General features: G+C 42.0%; 18 protein-coding genes, 19 tRNA genes, 2 rRNA genes and 1 riboswitch. Of the genes, 5 read left to right on the plus strand and 34 right to left on the minus strand.

Features of this window, described 5'->3' with window-relative positions:
* Window positions 1–14: 14 nt before the first annotated feature.
* The 13 genes from ACIQZI_RS19335 to ACIQZI_RS19395 form a co-directional block, all read right to left on the minus strand.
* A complete protein-coding gene (locus ACIQZI_RS19335) occupies window positions 15–914 on the minus strand; it encodes an aldo/keto reductase (RefSeq protein WP_403076142.1) in 900 nt (299 codons plus the stop codon).
* A gap of 112 nt (window positions 915–1026) precedes the next feature.
* Window positions 1027–2127, minus strand: a complete 1101-nt coding sequence (locus ACIQZI_RS19340) for a PRK06851 family protein (protein WP_403076146.1) — start codon at window positions 2125–2127, stop codon at window positions 1027–1029.
* Window positions 2128–2333: 206 nt separating this feature from the next.
* A complete protein-coding gene (gene ybaK / locus ACIQZI_RS19345) occupies window positions 2334–2807 on the minus strand; it encodes a Cys-tRNA(Pro) deacylase (protein WP_403076151.1) in 474 nt (157 codons plus the stop codon).
* A 20-nt stretch (window positions 2808–2827) separates the two neighbouring features.
* Entirely contained in the window at window positions 2828–3508 is a 681-nt protein-coding gene (locus tag ACIQZI_RS19350) for a hypothetical protein (protein ID WP_062185225.1), read from the minus strand.
* Window positions 3505–3996, minus strand: coding sequence for an ECF transporter S component (locus ACIQZI_RS19355; RefSeq protein ID WP_403076155.1), 492 nt, complete (start codon window positions 3994–3996; stop codon window positions 3505–3507). The genes ACIQZI_RS19350 and ACIQZI_RS19355 overlap by 4 nt, the downstream gene beginning before the upstream one ends.
* Window position 3997: 1 nt before the next feature.
* Window positions 3998–4585, minus strand: coding sequence for a cob(I)yrinic acid a,c-diamide adenosyltransferase (locus ACIQZI_RS19360; protein ID WP_062185219.1), 588 nt, complete (start codon window positions 4583–4585; stop codon window positions 3998–4000).
* 12 nt (window positions 4586–4597) lie between these two features.
* Window positions 4598–5023, minus strand: coding sequence for a bifunctional adenosylcobinamide kinase/adenosylcobinamide-phosphate guanylyltransferase (locus ACIQZI_RS19365; RefSeq protein ID WP_403076158.1), 426 nt, complete (start codon window positions 5021–5023; stop codon window positions 4598–4600).
* A complete protein-coding gene (locus ACIQZI_RS19370; RefSeq protein ID WP_403076161.1) occupies window positions 4975–5604 on the minus strand; it encodes a histidine phosphatase family protein in 630 nt (209 codons plus the stop codon). Before ACIQZI_RS19370 ends, ACIQZI_RS19365 begins: the two co-directional genes overlap by 49 nt.
* The gene (gene cobS, locus ACIQZI_RS19375) at window positions 5562–6353 is read right to left on the minus strand and encodes an adenosylcobinamide-GDP ribazoletransferase (protein ID WP_403076163.1); all 792 of its coding nucleotides are present in this window, start codon (window positions 6351–6353) and stop codon (window positions 5562–5564) included. Before cobS ends, ACIQZI_RS19370 begins: the two co-directional genes overlap by 43 nt.
* A gap of 3 nt (window positions 6354–6356) precedes the next feature.
* Entirely contained in the window at window positions 6357–6938 is a 582-nt protein-coding gene (locus tag ACIQZI_RS19380) for a bifunctional adenosylcobinamide kinase/adenosylcobinamide-phosphate guanylyltransferase (RefSeq protein WP_403076165.1), read from the minus strand.
* Window positions 6931–8367, minus strand: a complete 1437-nt coding sequence (locus ACIQZI_RS19385; protein WP_403076235.1) for an ATP-binding cassette domain-containing protein — start codon at window positions 8365–8367, stop codon at window positions 6931–6933. The genes ACIQZI_RS19380 and ACIQZI_RS19385 overlap by 8 nt, the downstream gene beginning before the upstream one ends.
* Window positions 8367–9428: a FecCD family ABC transporter permease gene (locus ACIQZI_RS19390; RefSeq protein ID WP_403076168.1), complete on the minus strand. Its 1062-nt coding sequence runs from the start codon at window positions 9426–9428 to the stop codon at window positions 8367–8369. The genes ACIQZI_RS19385 and ACIQZI_RS19390 overlap by 1 nt, the downstream gene beginning before the upstream one ends.
* Before the next feature lie 164 nt (window positions 9429–9592).
* Window positions 9593–9738, minus strand: a riboswitch (cobalamin riboswitch).
* 110 nt (window positions 9739–9848) lie between these two features.
* The gene (locus ACIQZI_RS19395) at window positions 9849–10577 is read right to left on the minus strand and encodes a hypothetical protein (protein WP_403076171.1); all 729 of its coding nucleotides are present in this window, start codon (window positions 10575–10577) and stop codon (window positions 9849–9851) included.
* Between the two features lie 266 nt (window positions 10578–10843).
* On the opposite strand from ACIQZI_RS19395, the gene ACIQZI_RS19400 reads away from it, so the two are divergent.
* The 4 genes from ACIQZI_RS19400 to ACIQZI_RS19415 all read left to right on the plus strand — a co-directional run bounded on the left by ACIQZI_RS19400 (window position 10844) and on the right by ACIQZI_RS19415 (window position 12011).
* Window positions 10844–10917 (plus strand) — tRNA-Arg (locus ACIQZI_RS19400).
* A 157-nt stretch (window positions 10918–11074) separates the two neighbouring features.
* Window positions 11075–11197 carry a hypothetical protein gene (locus ACIQZI_RS19405; RefSeq protein ID WP_403076174.1) on the plus strand — a complete coding sequence of 41 codons (123 nt, stop codon included), beginning with the start codon at window positions 11075–11077 and terminating at the stop codon, window positions 11195–11197.
* A 335-nt stretch (window positions 11198–11532) separates the two neighbouring features.
* Window positions 11533–11802 (plus strand): tyrosine-type recombinase/integrase, encoded by a 270-nt coding sequence (locus tag ACIQZI_RS19410; RefSeq protein ID WP_403076239.1) that lies wholly within the window; start codon window positions 11533–11535, stop codon window positions 11800–11802.
* Window positions 11769–12011, plus strand: a complete 243-nt coding sequence (locus ACIQZI_RS19415; RefSeq protein ID WP_403076177.1) for a tyrosine-type recombinase/integrase — start codon at window positions 11769–11771, stop codon at window positions 12009–12011. The genes ACIQZI_RS19410 and ACIQZI_RS19415 overlap by 34 nt, the downstream gene beginning before the upstream one ends.
* Window positions 12012–12352: 341 nt before the next feature.
* Here ACIQZI_RS19415 and ACIQZI_RS19420 read toward each other — a convergent pair whose 3' ends face one another.
* On the minus strand, window positions 12353–13135 hold the full coding sequence (locus ACIQZI_RS19420) for a phytanoyl-CoA dioxygenase family protein (RefSeq protein ID WP_403076180.1): 783 nt from the start codon (window positions 13133–13135) through the stop codon (window positions 12353–12355).
* A 119-nt stretch (window positions 13136–13254) separates the two neighbouring features.
* Here ACIQZI_RS19420 and ACIQZI_RS19425 point away from each other — a divergent pair, with 119 nt between their 5' ends.
* On the plus strand, window positions 13255–14166 hold the full coding sequence (locus tag ACIQZI_RS19425; protein WP_403076183.1) for a helix-turn-helix domain-containing protein: 912 nt from the start codon (window positions 13255–13257) through the stop codon (window positions 14164–14166).
* 905 nt (window positions 14167–15071) lie between these two features.
* On the opposite strand, the gene ACIQZI_RS19430 is transcribed toward ACIQZI_RS19425, so the two are convergent.
* The 20 genes from ACIQZI_RS19430 to ACIQZI_RS19525 all read right to left on the minus strand — a co-directional run.
* A tRNA-Asn gene (locus ACIQZI_RS19430) sits at window positions 15072–15146 on the minus strand.
* Between the two features lie 16 nt (window positions 15147–15162).
* Window positions 15163–15239 (minus strand) — tRNA-Ile (locus ACIQZI_RS19435).
* 4 nt (window positions 15240–15243) lie between these two features.
* Window positions 15244–15317, minus strand: a tRNA-Gly gene (locus ACIQZI_RS19440).
* 10 nt (window positions 15318–15327) lie between these two features.
* Window positions 15328–15402 (minus strand) — tRNA-Gln (locus tag ACIQZI_RS19445).
* Window positions 15403–15417: 15 nt separating this feature from the next.
* Window positions 15418–15493, minus strand: a tRNA-His gene (locus ACIQZI_RS19450).
* A 24-nt stretch (window positions 15494–15517) separates the two neighbouring features.
* Window positions 15518–15591 (minus strand) — tRNA-Trp (locus ACIQZI_RS19455).
* Window positions 15592–15599: 8 nt separating this feature from the next.
* A tRNA-Tyr gene (locus ACIQZI_RS19460) sits at window positions 15600–15683 on the minus strand.
* Window positions 15684–15698: 15 nt separating this feature from the next.
* A tRNA-Phe gene (locus ACIQZI_RS19465) sits at window positions 15699–15771 on the minus strand.
* A 42-nt stretch (window positions 15772–15813) separates the two neighbouring features.
* A tRNA-Asp gene (locus ACIQZI_RS19470) sits at window positions 15814–15890 on the minus strand.
* 3 nt (window positions 15891–15893) lie between these two features.
* Window positions 15894–15967, minus strand: a tRNA-Met gene (locus tag ACIQZI_RS19475).
* A gap of 33 nt (window positions 15968–16000) precedes the next feature.
* Window positions 16001–16093, minus strand: a tRNA-Ser gene (locus ACIQZI_RS19480).
* A gap of 32 nt (window positions 16094–16125) precedes the next feature.
* Window positions 16126–16199: transfer RNA gene (locus ACIQZI_RS19485), tRNA-Met, on the minus strand.
* A 32-nt stretch (window positions 16200–16231) separates the two neighbouring features.
* Window positions 16232–16307, minus strand: a tRNA-Ala gene (locus ACIQZI_RS19490).
* Between the two features lie 24 nt (window positions 16308–16331).
* A tRNA-Pro gene (locus ACIQZI_RS19495) sits at window positions 16332–16408 on the minus strand.
* Window positions 16409–16542: 134 nt separating this feature from the next.
* Window positions 16543–16615 (minus strand) — tRNA-Lys (locus tag ACIQZI_RS19500).
* Window positions 16616–16630: 15 nt separating this feature from the next.
* A tRNA-Thr gene (locus tag ACIQZI_RS19505) sits at window positions 16631–16706 on the minus strand.
* Window positions 16707–16717: 11 nt separating this feature from the next.
* Window positions 16718–16793: transfer RNA gene (locus ACIQZI_RS19510), tRNA-Val, on the minus strand.
* A gap of 4 nt (window positions 16794–16797) precedes the next feature.
* Window positions 16798–16872: transfer RNA gene (locus ACIQZI_RS19515), tRNA-Glu, on the minus strand.
* Window positions 16873–16918: 46 nt separating this feature from the next.
* Window positions 16919–17034 (minus strand): 5S ribosomal RNA (gene rrf, locus ACIQZI_RS19520).
* Window positions 17035–17105: 71 nt separating this feature from the next.
* Window positions 17106–17202, minus strand: a 23S ribosomal RNA gene (locus ACIQZI_RS19525); the annotation flags it as partial.

Here is a 17202-nt window from a genome sequence, read left to right on the forward strand (position 1 = left end):
TTCCGTAGATCTCGTTAATCGACATTCTTACCTCGTGATGCTACCCAAATTTCATACCATTGTTCTCTGCTAAATTCCAACGATAAAGCATGAACTGCCGCTTGGATTCGTTCCATTTTTCCTGAACCGACAATCGGCATGATTTTAGCAGGGTGGTACATGAGCCAGGCATACGCGACTTCATCAATCGTTTGTGCATTCATGTCAGCCGCAGCTCGTTCAAGGGCTTTGCGTACTCTAATCGCCTGTGTGTCTTCACCTGTGAACAGCTTCCCCCTTGCAAGTGGTGACCAAGCCATTGGAGGCATATTTTCCTTCATACATTGATCAAGAACCCCATTTTCAAAATGCTCTCGATATAGGGCGGACAGTTCTATTTGATTGGTGATGAGCGGTACATCTAAATATGCGTTTAGCATGTCCACTTGTGAAGGCAAGTAATTCGATACACCAAAATGCTTCACCTTTCCTGCTTGCTTTAACTTCCTGAATGCTTCTGCTACCTCTTTTGGATTCAGCAAAACATCTGGTCGGTGAAGCAACAAGACGTCTATATAATCTGTCTGAAGATTTTTGAGTGATTGCTCTACTGATTCAATAATATGTACTGTACTGCTATCATAATGATTCAAATGAACGCCATTATCTTCATTAGCTAGCTTGATTCCACATTTCGTAACGATTTCCAATTTCTCACGAAGTTCAGGCTTTAGAGCCAATGCTTCTCCCAAAAGAGCTTCACATGTATAATTCCCGTAGATATCGGCTGTATCAATCGTTGTAATACCAAGCTCTAAGCATTGTTCGATTAGTTCTATTCTTCTCTTTACAGAATAGTTCCAATCAGCTAACCGCCAATGACCATGAATAATTCTCGAAAAGGATAAATCGCTATGCAGCTCAATACGCTCCACTTCGTCCTCACTCCCAAAGTATGATTTCTTCCAGTTTAGCAAAGAACAGGAAGAAATCACACAAGGATGACTCATAAGGCCAAAAACACCTTTAAGTCATCCTCTTCTAGCATTATATAAACGGCTGGGCAATCTGATTGACCTTGTCATGGATACTGTTATGAATACGATCTATTTCTGAAAAATCCATGGCACGTATATAGATATCTTCTAGTTCATCATGTAAGGATTTCGCTTTTGCTAAAGATTGAGTCGCTTCATTCATTTTCGTGCGGTATCTAGTTGAAATATCCTGGATTTGATCGCTATAAATTTCATCAGTCCCAGGAAGAATCGCTTCTTGATAAATATCAACAATCACATCACCCTGGCGGCTCGGAAAATATTCATGGGGAGCGGTGCTGTCGAAAATAGCCACGCCAATTTCACGCATAATGACCATATCGAGGCTATTGGGATCAAAACCACAATGATAGATTTCAACGTCAAAACCACGCTGCTCTGCTTCAAGCGCCAATTTCTTGAGCATCGTTGATTTTCCTGAACCTGGCCGCCCTTTTAGAAAATAACGCTTTGCTATATCTTCAGTTAAGTTCGGCACATAATCGACCGCACCTATTGGCGTAGCTGCACCTAAAAACCGGTGCCGGATTTCTGATGTTTTGTTAATAAACATTTCTCCAAAAAAGGTATCCTTCAATTTTCCTGTTAGCTGATTCACTTTCTGAAAGTTTAGGTTGGCGATGTAGATCTCTTCCCACTCATCATGGACCGCCAATGCGGAAGCAAATAAAGAATAAGCATCTTCAAAAGCAGCGCTAATTTCACTTGATAACCTTATAATTTCTTGCTTATTCTGGCTAAGAATTTGAGAATCCCAGGCTGTTCCAAGATTGATATATTCTTCAATCGCACCTGGTGCTTTAGGTTCTATCACATGTGGTGCTGTACCATCTACAATTCCAACCTTTAAATCTGTTACGATAACACCATCAATTGATTCTGGATCTGATGAGCAATGCAAAAGCTGGATATCAAACCCCTTTTCCACCCATTCCTTGCCCACTTTCTTCATCAACGTAGATTTCCCGGTCCCTGGGCCACCTTTTAAAATATATAATCGTTCTAAACCATGCAAATTAGATTCATATAAACTGTGAAATCCTCTAGCTGTATTTCCTCCAGCAAAATAATGTTTGGTTTTTCCAGTCACCTAATCAACACTCTCCTTTATCCGTGATACTTGAGAGATATCTATGCTTTCTACGTCAGCATATGCACGAGATGTGGTTTGGGTGAACGCCTATCAAAAAGGGTATCAGAGCAACGTAGCCCTTTATACATTACTAGTTTAAACGTATGTGACACGATAATCTGTATATAGAGTTCAAGTACAGACCCTTTTAGAGGACATTCTCTTTAGTTAATTAACTCGACAAATTTCGCTTCAACCGTTTCAGCAAGCTTTAGTGGTTCCACTTCCATCTGCACGCCAATCTTTCCAGCGCTGACAATCATCCTACCTAAATCCACCGCGCTTTTATCAATAAAGGTCGGGTACAACCTTTTCATCCCGACCGGTGAACAACCACCGCGGATGTACCCTGTCCACTTTTGTAGCTCTTTCACAGGAAGCATTTCCATTTTCTTCACTCCCGCTGCCTTGGCTGCCTTTTTCAGATCAAGTTCGCCACCGACTGGAATGACAAAAACAAATGAATTCGATCCGCTTTGCGAAACGAGCGTCTTAAAAACAGTATTAGCCGGTTTGCCAATTTTATCAGCTACTGCTGTGCCATGGATTTTTCCATCTTCGTTGTCATATGTAAGAATTTCGTACGCTACTTTATTACCATCAAGGATTCTCATGGCATTTGTTTTACTCACACGCATTATGGCCATCCCTTCATAATTTAACCTACAAAATAAACTCCTGCCAATTTTCTTAATTCCGCTTCAAGATGATCTGGGTAGGAAATAAGGAAGCAAGTCGAAGGTCCTGCAGATGTTGCAACGTTGATTTGATTTCTAAGTGCATCTGGAATATCCGTATCACTCAACTTTCGCCATTCATGGGCAATACCCTTTGATCCGACCGGAAGCACGACTACATCTTCGTATTCACAAACTGCTTTAAATAAAGAAAGTGGGGCAATACGGTCTGCCTTCTCGATCACCTCATGACCAACAAGAGGTTGTCCGATAATAGCCACCTTCCTCATCCGATTAATTTCGACTGAACCTTTCCATTGACCGATTACAATCAATCCAAGAGCAGATTGCACTAATAGAAAATTACTTTCTGTACTTCCCGTAATCGGAATATCCAAACCTAGCTCTTTTTGTCCAGCCAACACTCCTGTACAGATGTCGTCCCAAGCCGCTTCACCGCAAAAGTTCTGAACGGTTACCGCAACTGGTTTGGCACCTGCTGCCATGCATTCCATGACCGCTACCCGAAATGAGTAATAGGCTGTTACTTCATAAGGAACTTTTACAATATCCTGTTCCTTCATGCCAATCCCACCGCTATTATCACATGAAATAATTAATGTTTCAGAATTAGATATCGGCAATTTTAAAACGTCCCTCATTCCTTTGCACCTTCATTCATCATTTTTTGCAAAATAGGTGTTAATCGCGGCAGCAAAATAAGGGACACACCTAAATTAATCGCTGTTGCAATGGTCAGCGATGGAATTAAAGCCACAAAAAATGACCAGCTGATGATCATAATGAATGGCAAGGGAGAAATAAATGCATTGCCAATAAAAAATAACAGACTTGCCCCAACCTTATTGCCCTTTCGATACAAAATGCCGAAAGTCCAAGCAAGTAAGGCCATTTCTAACATAATAATGAAATGAAGAGGACCGAGCAACATTCCACCTATAATAGCTGAAATGAAATGCCCGAGCCCGCCAACAACCGCACCCGCAACTGGACCGAGTAAACAAGCTGCTAGTAACGAAGGAAAACTGTCCAGTGCCACGCTGCCAATAACACCTGGAATTTTTATAAAAGCACCTGCTACCGATAAAGCAATAAAGATGGCAAGGAGGCTCATTTGTTTAACATTCATTTCAATCCGTTTGCTCCTTTTTCTTGGTGTTGTGGAACACCTTCGCACTTCTAACGTACTCTACATCTTTAACCCCAAGGCGAACATTAATCGCCCGTGCAAGTGCAAAGAAATAGTCAGACAGTCTATTTAAATATTGTAGTGACAAAGGAGAAACAGCGGCCCCTGATTTCACAAGCGTTACAGTCAGTCGTTCAGCCCGACGCACAACGGTACGAGCAAGATGAATCGTTGCGGCTGGCTTCGTTCCCCCTGGTAAAATAAATTTCTCAAGTGGTGGTGCTTCCGAAATATATTCATCAATACGCTGTTCTAAATACGTAATCGCTTCTGCTGTTAGCTTTTCCGGTGCTTTATCAGAAATCGTTGCTAAATCACCGCCACAATCAAATAATTCATGCTGAATCTTCTCCAGGTCTTCTAAAACATCTGCGAACTTTGTACGATCTAATTCCGCCATAGCTAACCCAACATAGCTGTTCACCTCATCAACCGTTCCATACGCTTCCACTCGAACGTCATCCTTATCCACTCGGCCGCCAATGACGCTGGTTTTCCCTTTATCTCCTGTACGTGTGTAAATATTCATGCTTTCATCTCCTTATTTTAATTGTTGATTTAAGCCATACCAAATGATATCGACGCGGTTGGATAGGACCGTCAAGTCTTGATAGACCCAACCTGTAACATCACGCCAAGTTCGGTCTAGTTTGTTCATTGGGACAATTCCCTTTGAAATGTCGGTTCCAATTATAATGATTCTTCGATCTCCTTGCTCCTGCTCCCAGTCGTGCCATGTTTGAATGTACGTCTTCCAATTCGCACGAATGTTTGAACCATCGCTACTCTCTACATCATTCTTTATCCACATCTCAATTCCTTCTAATACAATCTTTTTTTCTAAAAAATCATTTGAACGAAGCGGGAGTGGATAATCATAATAAGCAGAAAGCCATTGGGTTTGTTCATGTAACGACCTTACCCATTTTCTTTTTCCATTATAGGCACCGCCTGTAACAAAGTGCATCTCTCACCCCTCCTCAATTGCTCGTAGCTCTTCCAGTAAAGCTCGTACCCACAACCGTAAGAAATTTCCCAGCCCCAAAACGGCTTTTGCTCGGGAGCATATTTAACAAGCAAATCACGGATCACCCCACCATGTGTAAGGATTACAGCAGATTTAGTTTCCTTCCGCTTCATATCCTCTACAATTTCGCTCCAGCCCCGATTTACTCTCTTACTAAAGTCGTCGAAGCTCTCCCCACGTGGCGGTTCTATTTCAAACGGACGCTCCAACCAGCGCTTATAATAAGAGGAGCTTAATAATTGCTCATAGGTTCTTCCTTCCCACTCACCAAAATTCATTTCACGAAATTCTCTCTTTAAAATAGGCTCAAAATTTGGAAATAAGATATTTGCAGTTTGGATGCAACGATTTAAATCGCTGCAATACAACCGATCATAGTTTGGATAGCTTGATTGTAATCGCTCTAGTTCCTGCAACCCTTCTGTTGTCAACCGTGAATCTGTCCATCCTACATATTGCTTCTTAACATTCGCCTCCGTCATACCATGGCGAAGTAAGGAAAGGCCCACACCGTCAGCCATAAAAACAGCTCCACTCCTTCTACCGATGCTCCCAGAACATCGCCTGTGATTCCGCCGAACCAAATTGTGGTTTTCCTGCGGATCAATAAAAAGAGAATACAAGCTACCGCTATCATGATTAAACTCATATAAAGTAAAGGCAAGCTTATGTAAAATGCCATAATTAATAAGACAATTAGATACAAGCCATATATATGTATACTACTTTTTTTCGCTGCTCTTTGAAAAAATGCTGCCAATCCATCTTGTTTAGCAAGCGGCGCTGTATAGAGCAACATCCCCATCACCATTTTACTTATGGTAGGAATTAAGGCAATTAAGAAAAAAGAACTGAGATTCATTCTTGAAATGATTTCATAAATAAATAGAAACCTTGCACTTAATAAGACGATCACAGATAAAACACCAAACGCTCCCGTTCGCGGATCGCTCATAATTTCAAGCCGCTTTTCTTTGTCCTGATAGGAAAAAAACGCATCACTCGCATCCATCCATCCGTCAAGATGAAGGCCTCCTGTTAGAATAATCGTCAGTAGCCACACAACGAAACTAATCGCAAGCAAGGAGAAAGGCGTCCACTCCATGAGCGCAAAGAGACTGCCGCTGACTAGCAAACCGAGTGTCAGTCCTGCAAGTGGAAAGGTCTGAACAGCTCGATGAATGGATGGTTCATCCATGGGAAGCTGTTTTTTGATCGGAATTGCCGTGAAGAACTGAAGATTAATTAAATAACCGATGAATACGCTCATTCTTTACTTGCTCCCTTTCATCATGAGTGGAATACCCGATTCAACCAAATAGGCTTGAGTTGAACGAGCAACAAGTTCCTGATGCAGCCTACCAATTGTTTTTTGATAAGCCTGTACGATTTCACTACTTGGTAAAGGTTCGTGCAATACTTCATTACTGACCACAATCAAGCTGAAGCAATGATTTCGTATTGTTTCTATACTTCCCATCATTTTTTCAAAGACGTTTTGGAGATGTTGTTTGCCGAGCTCTGAATCTATCGAAAACAACTCATTATCGAGCCAAGTGGTCAAACAATCCAACAAGACGATTGTCTGTTTATTGTAAAAAGGGATGGAGTTGTCAATATTTCTAGGGAACTCACCAGACTGCCATGGAACAACACTATTTTGACGAGATTGCTGATGCAACTCAATCCGCTGCTGCATTTCTTCATCTTGTGCTCTGCCACAAGCCAAATAATATAACAAGGTTCCAGTATGAGCTCGCGCCAGCTCATGAGCTGCTTTTTCCGCAAACGTGCTCTTCCCGCTACGTACGCCTCCAGTGATAAAGTAGATGGGTGCCGTCTCCATTTCAGCCATCCTTCCATTCTCTATTTTTCATTGCCAGCACCGTACATTCATACACCCCCGTGCTAACTAGCTGAACTAATGATTCCATGGATTCACCTTGTCGGATGTTTGTCCCCCGTTGCGAGGCAGCAATTAAGACGCTATCTTCCGTCGTAGTTTCTGCTCCATATTCATATAACGCCTTTACCTTTGCTTCTGTTGCAATAACAAGACTCTGAATAAACGCTTCTTCCGGTAAACACCCGTTCACAAACACCCATGTATGGACGCTGGGTCCTTTAGCTCTTTCAGTATGAGATGTATGAACCGGAATTCCTTTACCCGCCGTTACCACGATGAAAGTGGAGATATCATCGCCTTCATAGAAACGTACTGCCGCTGTCTTCACATCAACATTCGTCATCATGCCCACCGTTTCGCTTGGATTAAATCCTTTTGCAGACAAGTACTCTATCATTTCCTCGAGAGGATCATGACAATCATAAGTACGCTTAACGTGACAGTTCACAAACGTTTGATTCCAGCTGTCTCCAGCTCCTGTTACTCCAGAAGATAGCGTCTTAAGCGGGATCGGTGAATTCAATGCAATCCACTCATCATTTCTTTCTAAATATCGCTCATTAATCACCAGTGCCTCCTGCTCCTTGGCAAGATGAGCCGGAACAATGAAAAGTTGCGGTTTAGGAAGACTCGGATGTGGTCGATTTTCAATTTCCGTTTGGTATACCGCTTGAATGCGTTCTCGTTTCAGCACTTCATTCGGCCTATCATTGATCTGAATCCTTCCTTTTTCCAACAGTAGCAATCTATCACAGTATAGACTAGCAAGATTTAAATCGTGGAAAATAGAAATAACAGTCAGGTCTTTTTCCTTCGTCCACCTTTTCATCAAGTCGAGTAGCTCCTTCTGATAGGAAAGATCCAAATGATTCGTTGGCTCATCTAGAAAAAGAATTTCCGGTTCTTGTGCCAATGACTGTGCAAGCAAGACACGCTGTTTCTCACCACCAGAAAGCTGTTCAAAAGGTACATGTTGAAATTGGGTGACACCTGTTTGTTCCATAACCTTTTGCACAACTTCTTCATCTTCCGTTGACCAACTCTGCAGTAAACCTTTTTGATGCGCATATCTACCAAGAGAGACCGTCTCTTTTACCGTATAGGAAAAAGCCTGTGTAGAGTGCTGAGGTAGAACGGCAATGACTCTAGCAAGTTCCTTCGTACGATAATCCTGCAGCCTTTTTCCTTTAAGCATGATTTCTCCACTATGATAAGGTAATATGCCACTCATCATTTGGAGCAGCGTAGTTTTTCCACTTCCATTCGGTCCAAGAATTCCAAACAATTCTCCTCTGGCAACCTCGAAGGTAAGGTTTTTCAAAACAGGCATTTCCCTTGTATACCCACCTATTAATTCAGTAACAGTTAGCATATTCATCACCTTCTTTCTATCCTGCGCCGTTTTAATAAGATCATGGCAAAGACAGGGGCACCAATTAACGCGGTAATAACACCAATTGGTAATTCAGCTGGGGAAATAATAATTCTTGAAACAAGATCTGCCAGAATTAAGAATCCACCTCCAATGATCATCGATAACGGCAAGAAATGCTTGTGATCCGGACCAACAAGCTGTCTCGTGAAATGTGGAATCACCAAGCCAACAAAGCCTATTGTCCCTGAAACAGCCACAGCAGCCCCAGTTAGCAGCGAACCTGCAATTAAAATCAGTAGCTTTCTTTGTTTCACATTCACACCTAAATGCTGTGCACGATCTTCTCCAAAGGATAAGGCATTTAATTCACGTGCATTCAGCATAAGGATCACAGCTCCCACGATAAAGAATGGCAAAATAATCCCCACATAGCTCCAGCCACGCATTGAGACACTCCCCAATAGCCAGCCAATAATCTGACGTAATTCTTCTCCAGTCATGGCAATCATCAGGGAAATAAATGCGCCTAAAAACGAACTAAAAATAATCCCTGTTAAAATAATCGTTTCTACCTTCATCGAGCGATCCATTTTCTGTGCAAACAACAGTACAGAGAAAATCGTCAGGAACGAAAATAGGACACTTAATAATGGCAAAGTAAATAACCCGATAACAGGTAGTGACAACCCGAAGAATAGTGTTACAACCGCCCCCACAGAAGCCCCCGAGGAAACGCCGAGTGTATAGGGATCGGCCAACGGGTTACGCAGAAGACCTTGAAACGCTGCACCAGAAATAGCAAGAGATGCTCCTACCAATCCTGCCAAAACAACACGAGGCAAGCGTATTTTCATCACAATATTCGAAAACATCACATTTGCTTCAGTTGACAGCGGTAAATGAAAAACTTCCTTGCCAATAATTCGAAAAAGCTCAGACACAGGCACTGAAACCGAACCTACTGAAATTCCAACAATCATCGAGACAGCAAGAAATGCAAATGCGAGTATATAAGCTAGCTGTTTGTTGTTTTGTAAAATTTTACCTATTTTCAAATCTCCCAAATTCCACTACTCCCTTACCATGCATTTTTAGAGGGAATAAATAAAAGATCAGCCTCCTCTATTTCTTTTAGGAAGTCTGACCCTTATAAGTCAATCGTCTATAGTATGAACAGATGTCCCCATATGTCTGCCACACACCTTCCCATACCCGCAGGCAAATTAAATTGGGTGCACGAATACAGGCAGGCCTCCTGGCTTATGGTCTACGTTACGGTACCATCCATATCTTCATACAGTGGTGGAACCGCGTTGGCACTCACCAACTTCTCTTTTAAGTCCTAGATCAGACACCTATTTCGTTTATGTATTTCGCTTCTATCCATCTATTATACACAATTGAATGCGAAAACTAGTCAGAAAATTATTGCATTGTGAGTCAACAGACAATCATGTTTAATAATCCTCTGACACAACTACTTTTTATTCTTTGCTCTGCATGGATTCTAAGTATTTTATTAGCTCTTCGTCATCATCAGTTCGGAACACTTCTTGAGTATAGTCAAAAATAATATAGGTGGGGGTGCTTTCTATTTTCAATTCAGGATATCCAGATGGTAATTTTCCATCTGCATCCATCGTGTGAATAGGGCTTAAATCATACTTATTTTCATCAAAATTAACAGGACTAACACCCGATTTTCCAAGGATAATCAAAGCACTGTTTTCATGTTCCCTTGGCAATAATCCCTGATAAGAAACGAGTTGCTTAACGTCCAGTTTAATGGAATATGTCGCCTCTTGCCCATTTTTCCACTTTGCATGGATGACATAAGATTTATAACCAACCCAGTTGTCCAAGGCATACTCTCTGAAACTGACTGTATCCCACTCCTCCGTTCTTAAATAATCCTCTTCATCCCCAAAGCTATTCATCTCTGAAACAATGAAACTTTCGGGTTCTTCAGCGAAATCAATTATAAGTTTTGTTCGAGGGTTAACCTTAGTAATTGGATCTTCTTTTTCGCCTTTCACAATTACAATCCCGTCCCTTTCAAAACTGCGAACCTGATAAGCAACCTTATCTCCATCAACTGTCGCGAGTAACTCTGGAGGTGTATGAAGTTTCTTTGTTTTGGCTTTATCTAGGGTATATAGTGAAAGGGAGCCTCCAAAAATAAGAACTACTATTAACAATAGATTTTTCTTCATTAGATTCCCCCCGCAAAAATTGTTTTATGAACTCTATTCGAATTCCTTGAGGTTATTACTATTGGCGCAATCTTTTTAAAATGAAGGAAATATAAAAGTATTCTTTCCCATTTTATCACAGCGTAAATACAAAATAGTCTGGCGATTTAAAAAACACCTAAACAATCCCCCTATTTATTTCAAAGTGAATACAATTTTCTTTAGCGCATAAACCTTGAAAAATTTTCTTATAACAACTATAATATATCAGTCACAACTATTTATATGTCCCAGTAGCTCAGTAGGATAGAGCGACAGCCTCCTAAGCTGTAGGTCGTAGGTTCGATTCCTATCTGGGACGCTAATACAGGTAACCGAAGCCCGATATATCAACGTTATAGACCCGTTCAATCAACGGTGAATTAGCGCTGATATGTCGGGTTTTTTGTGTTCTTTTAAGGTACGCCGTAAGACAAACGTGAGGCTGTACGTAAGACTTAATCGGAGGTGAATCCGCAATGAGACAAGGCTATATTGGCGCAAGAGGTCCGACAGCCGGCGATTCTGTCCCACGTACTGCCAGTCCTACCTACACCCGATACGCGCTACAACATCGAAGAAGCACTCGATATATTCGTTAAGGCAAAGGAAGCCGAAGGAGTACGACCGCGCACTATCGGAAATTACCGCGAGCATATTACATACTTGATGCGTTATACTGACCCGTCTCCTTTCTACGTAGATGAATTGACGTCTGATTTGATCCGTAGCCATATTCTTTATTGAATGAAGGAACGCGTCGCATATGCAGAGGTAGAAGGACGAAATAGCCTTACGAAAGGGTTATCGCCTCATACGGTCAACATGCGTCTTAGAACGTTGAAAACGATGTGCTTGTTCTGGTATAAAAGACGGAATTCTTCCAACTAATCCAACAGCCAATATTAAGCGCGGGAATTCCGACCATTTGGACGAAGTGCCAGGACTAGCTGACGCCGAGGTCGACCGGTCGCTTAGTAGTTATGATGAACGTCAGTTTGCGCAATGGCGGGATAAAACGCTGTGCCTGCTTTTATTAGACAGTGGAATGCGGATTCAAGAAGCCGTTAATTTGAAGATTGACCATATCGGCGTTAAGCGCTGCGTAATATACATTCCGTCCGAGGTCGCGAGATACCCGTTAGTAGAGAGATCGCGAAAAGGTTGGTTAAATTGCACGAAGAAAGACGCCTTAAGAAGAAGCTAGAAATACCGAAACTGCACCCGCATATGTTCCGCCATACTTTCTGTAGAAATTATATTTTAAACGGAGGAGATATGTTCACGCTTCAAAAGATCGTCGATCACGCTGATATAAAAACAACGAGGAAGTATATACAAATGGACAGCGAACATGTTCGGCAACAACACAATAGGTATTCGCCAGCGCATCGTGTCTTACGTCAAAACAAATAAAAATACGCAAAAAAAGACGCCGGTTGCGCTAACAACCGAACGTCCCGTCGCATTTAAAATGCAAGAAATTTGAGATCTTAAGTATACCACGAAAAAAGCGGAGATTCAATACGCTTATTTAAATATGCCTAAGCGCGGGGCCTGCGTCCTTTTACGAAAAGGGAGCCATTATCAATGAAGAAACGAATAGATATCATAGCTTCGGCGGACACATTCGCCAATCTATCAACGTTCAAGTCAGTCGAAACGCTAAACGAAGTTAGGCGAATTAATTGGAAAGAGTCGCCGCACTATAATCCGTGTTTGTATGTGTTTCAGACCAAATTAGCTGCATTCAACTTTCATTTCACTATTTTTGAGGCAAAATCAGCCTGATAGTCACGGAACGTTGGATTTTCTCCACAGACCATCAAGCCTTGCCCCCAGTTCACGTGTACATCGGCAGTCGGTTTATCCGACGGATCACGATATTGGAATAATACGTTTCTACGCGGCCGGTCACTGTGATTACTATCCGAGCCATGTATCGTTAAATAATTAAAAAACAGAACGTCGCCTGCTTCGGCAGGGCACGGAGTCCCTATGGAAATCGGGTATTCCTTATGATTTAAGTAGTGACGCCCTACATGTGGGATCGATCCTTCTTTATGAGATTTTGGTATAACCCTTAGACATCCGTTTTCCAAGTCTGCATCATCAAGATGAACACTAGCTGCCAACATGGTATGACTTTCATGTGGAAAATACGGATGATCCTGATGCATTGGAAAAGCTGCTCCCTTTTCAGGTGGTTTAACCAGCATTTTGGAGTGATGTAATTGTACATTCGGTCCGATAAGCTTTTGCAAAATAGACACCATACTTGGATGGATAATGGCTCTAGAGAACGATGCATCATGATAATGAACGTCATGAAACCCTTTTAAAACAAGTTTTTTTAACTCGTTTGGTGGGATATGCTCCCCTTGCCATGCATGATTTTGATCTTGTTTTGCATTTGCTGCACGTTGAATAATGTCTTCAACCGCATTTCTCATTTGCTCTACTTCATCTTTAGTAAAAACCCCCTTAACAAGTAAGTATCCATTTTCTTTGTAAAAGTCAGCATCCTTTAAAGTAATCATAATATTTTCCTCCCTTAAAATTGATAGTATACTTGTTATAATTTTAAAAAATTTATAGATTCCAGTCTTTATCAGAATAGGCTATTTTTTTGTCTTATGAGGACATCGGAGGGATATTTTTGGTAATCCAATCATGTAAACTTAGTGAAGGGATTTTGGCTCAATATGCAATGGAACCACTTGGAGAAGAAATTGCCTTTAAGGTGCATTATTGGGGAGTTACCCCGAAGCATTTTAACACCCCGTTACATAGGCATTCATTTTTTGAAGTTTGTTATGTACTAAGTGGAGAAGGACTTTATAAAGACATGGATGGACAATATCCGTTAAAGAAAGGGACAGTATTTTTATCCCGTCCGAACGTTCAGCACCAAATTTTAAGTGAAACAGGACTTTTTCTTGTATTTGTTGCTTTCGAGATTTCACATGAAAAATCAAAGGATGATGCCATTAGCATGTTTAATCGGCTGGCGAAAACAAATAAGATTTGTGTCAATGTTGCCGATGATTCCCCAACCGCCTTAATATGGAGGGCATTGGTAGATTATACGTCAAAAGGCGGTATCAACGACTTTAATTTAATTACTAATATGGCACACACGCTCATACTGTCCTTTAACTCTATGTTTTCCGAAGCTACTCAGAGAAGTCGAAGTCAAGAAAAAATGTTTAGTTCTCCAACACATCTATATCAAGCAAAGCTGTTCATTCGTGATAATTTATCAGAACCATTGAAGCTAGAACATGTCGCCAACTATCTTCACATTTCTAAACGTCATTTATCAAGGCTCTTTTCTAATGAACTTCGTGAAAGTTTCTCCAATTATATTCGTAAGGAAAGGGTAAAGGAGGCGGTCCGCCTGCTTGAAACAACAAGCATTCCTATTAAAGAGATAGCTGACGTTACCGGCTTTGGATCAGTGCATTACTTTACGCGCGTATTTACTGAGATGATGAACGTTTCACCTGCTAAGTATCGCTATGATTACGAAAAAATCGTTCAAAAGAGGGGAATTTTGAATAATAGCTAAAACATGATTCATTCAGTAAATATATACGATCGAACACTTTGTATTTAGTTTTTGAATCTTTTGGTAAATATTCAGTAAGGCTTTCAGGCGGGGCTCGAGCGGCAGAAAATCGTAATTATGTTGAAAACAAACTAGTGAAGCTTGTATCATAAAAATCGGAAACATTGCTTCGGAAACGTCAGACACTTTTATTTAGTATTTTACGCTTGGTATACGGTAAAAGCGTGGAAATTGCCGTTATAGTAGGATTTATAAACAGTTCAAACCTATTGTAAAGGAAACTGAAATTTAACAGTGCCTCCTAATCTATAGGTCGTAAGTTCGACTCCTATCTGGGACGCTAAAAATAAAAAAACGTCAACCCCATACGTATCAAGGGATTGGCGGTTTTTTCATTGAATAAGAATTCACTCATTATAAGCCCACTTTTAGAAAATGGGGTCGGTTTGAAGTAGATATAGGATCTGACCCCTTTTTTATTGAAAAAGGATTCAATTATTCTACCTCTATGTTAACTGAATGGGGACGAAATAAAAAATACTGCTCTGTTTTTATATACGCCTAACATATTATACGTGATACAGTAGTTTCAGCAAAAAAACTATTTAAGTAATACTTCAGTAATCTCAATGGATATAGTTATAAAGTGAATTAGGTAGCTGGAGTGTGGGGCTACATAGATCGTACCTGATGCCAAATACGGGAGGCTTATGTTAAAAAGAGGCTCTAAGTTCTGTAAAACTTTTTGACGTAAATTGTGGCACTTGCTGAATGAATAAAACAAAAAAACTAACCCAAGTAAGATTAGTTTTTACGCACCTTAGAGGATTTGAATCCTCACGCCGATTACCCGGACCTACATCCATAGTAGGGGCGTCTCTTGAGTACTTCCTTATATAAAAAAATGGCTCCGCAGGTAGGACTCGAACCTACGACCGTTCGGTTAACAGCCGAATGCTCTACCACTGAGCTACTGCGGAACAACATATAAGGTTATGGTGGGCCTAAATGGACTCGAACCATCGACCTCACGCTTATCAGGCGTGCGCTCTAACCAGCTGAGCTATAGGCCCATTTTGGAGCGGGTGAAGAGAATCGAACTCTCATCATCAGCTTGGAAGGCTGAGGTTTTACCACTAAACTACACCCGCATATATAAAATGGCTGGGCTAGAAGGATTCGAACCTTCGCATGACGGAATCAAAATCCGTTGCCTTACCGCTTGGCTATAGCCCAATAAGATAAAATAAATGGGGCGACTGATGGGAATCGAACCCACGAATGCCTGAACCACAATCAGGTGCGTTAACCACTTCGCCACAACCGCCATAATGTAAGATGAATTTTAAGTTGGCAGGGGTAGTAGGAATTGAACCCACACCGAAGGTTTTGGAGACCTTTGTTCTACCTTTAAACTATACCCCTATAATGAATGGTGGAGGGGGGCAGATTCGAACTGCCGAACCCGAAGGAGCGGATTTACAGTCCGCCGCGTTTAGCCACTTCGCTACCCCTCCGTATTAAGCTAATGATGGCTCAGGACGGAATCGAACCGCCGACACAAGGATTTTCAGTCCTTTGCTCTACCGACTGAGCTACTGAGCCAAACAAATTATATCAACAGTAAGTTTATCTACTGAATAAAAATGGCGGTCCGGACGGGACTCGAACCCGCGACCTCCTGCGTGACAGGCAGGCATTCTAACCAACTGAACTACCGGACCAGATTGCGGGGACAGGATTTGAACCTGCGACCTTCGGGTTATGAGCCCGACGAGCTACCGAACTGCTCCACCCCGCGACGATATGAATTGTGTGACCTTTTTTGAAAAAATGGAGGAGGTAGAGGGATTCGAACCCCCGCGGGATTTGACTCCCCTGTCGGTTTTCAAGACCGATCCCTTCAGCCGGACTTGGGTATACCTCCGTAATAATTAAAAATTCAGCTGCATAATTTTATAGCGGCAGAGGGGATCGAACCCCCGACCTCACGGGTATGAACCGTACGCTCTAGCCAGCTGAGCTACGCCGCCAAATAATGAAGCGTATACGATAATTATAATAATGGTGGAGCCTAGCGGGATCGAACCGCTGACCTCCTGCGTGCAAGGCAGGCGCTCTCCCAGCTGAGCTAAGGCCCCATAATAAATGTTTAGACACATAGATGGTCGGGAAGACAGGATTCGAACCTGCGACCCCTTGGTCCCAAACCAAGTGCTCTACCAAGCTGAGCTACTTCCCGTATCAAGGCGCACCCAAAAGGAATCGAACCATAACATAACCTTCTGATCTGTTAGTCAGATGCTCTATCCAATTGAACTACGGGGCATTACAAGATGGAATCTGCCAATTCCGTCGCGCCCGCTAAACTAATAGTGAGCCATGCAGGATTCGAACCTGCGACCCTCTGATTAAAAGTCAGATGCTCTACCAACTGAGCTAATGGCTCATACAAATTTGAAAGTGGTGCCGGCAAGAGGACTTGAACCCCCAACCTACTGATTACAAGTCAGTTGCTCTACCAGTTGAGCTACACCGGCACTATAGGTAATGGTGGAGGATGACGGGATCGAACCGCCGACCCTCTGCTTGTAAGGCAGATGCTCTCCCAGCTGAGCTAATCCTCCAATATGGTGACCCCTACGGGATTCGAACCCGTGTTACCGCCGTGAAAGGGCGGTGTCTTAACCGCTTGACCAAGGGGCCACATACAACTATGTACAAAATAATAGCCCCTACTTTTAGGGGCTTAGCCTGGCAACGTCCTACTCTCACAGGGGGAGACCCCCAACTACCATCGGCGCAAAAGAGCTTAACTTCCGTGTTCGGAATGGGAACGGGTGTGACCTCTTTGCCATCATTACCAGACTAAATTCAGTTAGAAGGTTTATTCCTTCAAAACTAGATAACAGACTTTAGAATCATCATTAAAATATATATTGGTTAAGTCCTCGATCGATTAGTATCAGTCAGCTCCACATGTCGCCACGCTTCCACCTCTGACCTATCAACCTGATCATCTTTCAGGGATCTTAC

The sequence above is a fragment of the Peribacillus sp. NPDC096379 genome (assembly GCF_044762875.1).
Taxonomy (GTDB): domain Bacteria; phylum Bacillota; class Bacilli; order Bacillales; family DSM-1321; genus Peribacillus.

What these genes read in the sequence shown, in the direction of transcription:
- ACIQZI_RS19395 (WP_403076171.1), bottom strand. Translation starts at nt 10,577, where the DNA reads ATGAAGAAAAATCTATTGTTAATAGTAGTTCTTATTTTTGGAGGCTCC.
- ACIQZI_RS19365 (WP_403076158.1), bottom strand. Translation starts at nt 5,023, where the DNA reads ATGCACTTTGTTACAGGCGGTGCCTATAATGGAAAAAGAAAATGGGTA.
- ACIQZI_RS19385 (WP_403076235.1), bottom strand. Translation starts at nt 8,367, where the DNA reads ATGAATATGCTAACTGTTACTGAATTAATAGGTGGGTATACAAGGGAA.
- cobS (WP_403076163.1), bottom strand. Translation starts at nt 6,353, where the DNA reads ATGAGCGTATTCATCGGTTATTTAATTAATCTTCAGTTCTTCACGGCA.
- ACIQZI_RS19350 (WP_062185225.1), bottom strand. Translation starts at nt 3,508, where the DNA reads ATGAGGGACGTTTTAAAATTGCCGATATCTAATTCTGAAACATTAATT.
- ybaK (WP_403076151.1), bottom strand. Translation starts at nt 2,807, where the DNA reads ATGCGTGTGAGTAAAACAAATGCCATGAGAATCCTTGATGGTAATAAA.
- ACIQZI_RS19405 (WP_403076174.1), top strand. Translation starts at nt 11,075, where the DNA reads ATGAGACAAGGCTATATTGGCGCAAGAGGTCCGACAGCCGGCGATTCT.
- ACIQZI_RS19380 (WP_403076165.1), bottom strand. Translation starts at nt 6,938, where the DNA reads ATGGCTGAAATGGAGACGGCACCCATCTACTTTATCACTGGAGGCGTA.
- ACIQZI_RS19370 (WP_403076161.1), bottom strand. Translation starts at nt 5,604, where the DNA reads ATGGCTGACGGTGTGGGCCTTTCCTTACTTCGCCATGGTATGACGGAG.
- ACIQZI_RS19360 (WP_062185219.1), bottom strand. Translation starts at nt 4,585, where the DNA reads ATGAATATTTACACACGTACAGGAGATAAAGGGAAAACCAGCGTCATT.
- ACIQZI_RS19355 (WP_403076155.1), bottom strand. Translation starts at nt 3,996, where the DNA reads ATGAATGTTAAACAAATGAGCCTCCTTGCCATCTTTATTGCTTTATCG.
- ACIQZI_RS19420 (WP_403076180.1), bottom strand. Translation starts at nt 13,135, where the DNA reads ATGATTACTTTAAAGGATGCTGACTTTTACAAAGAAAATGGATACTTA.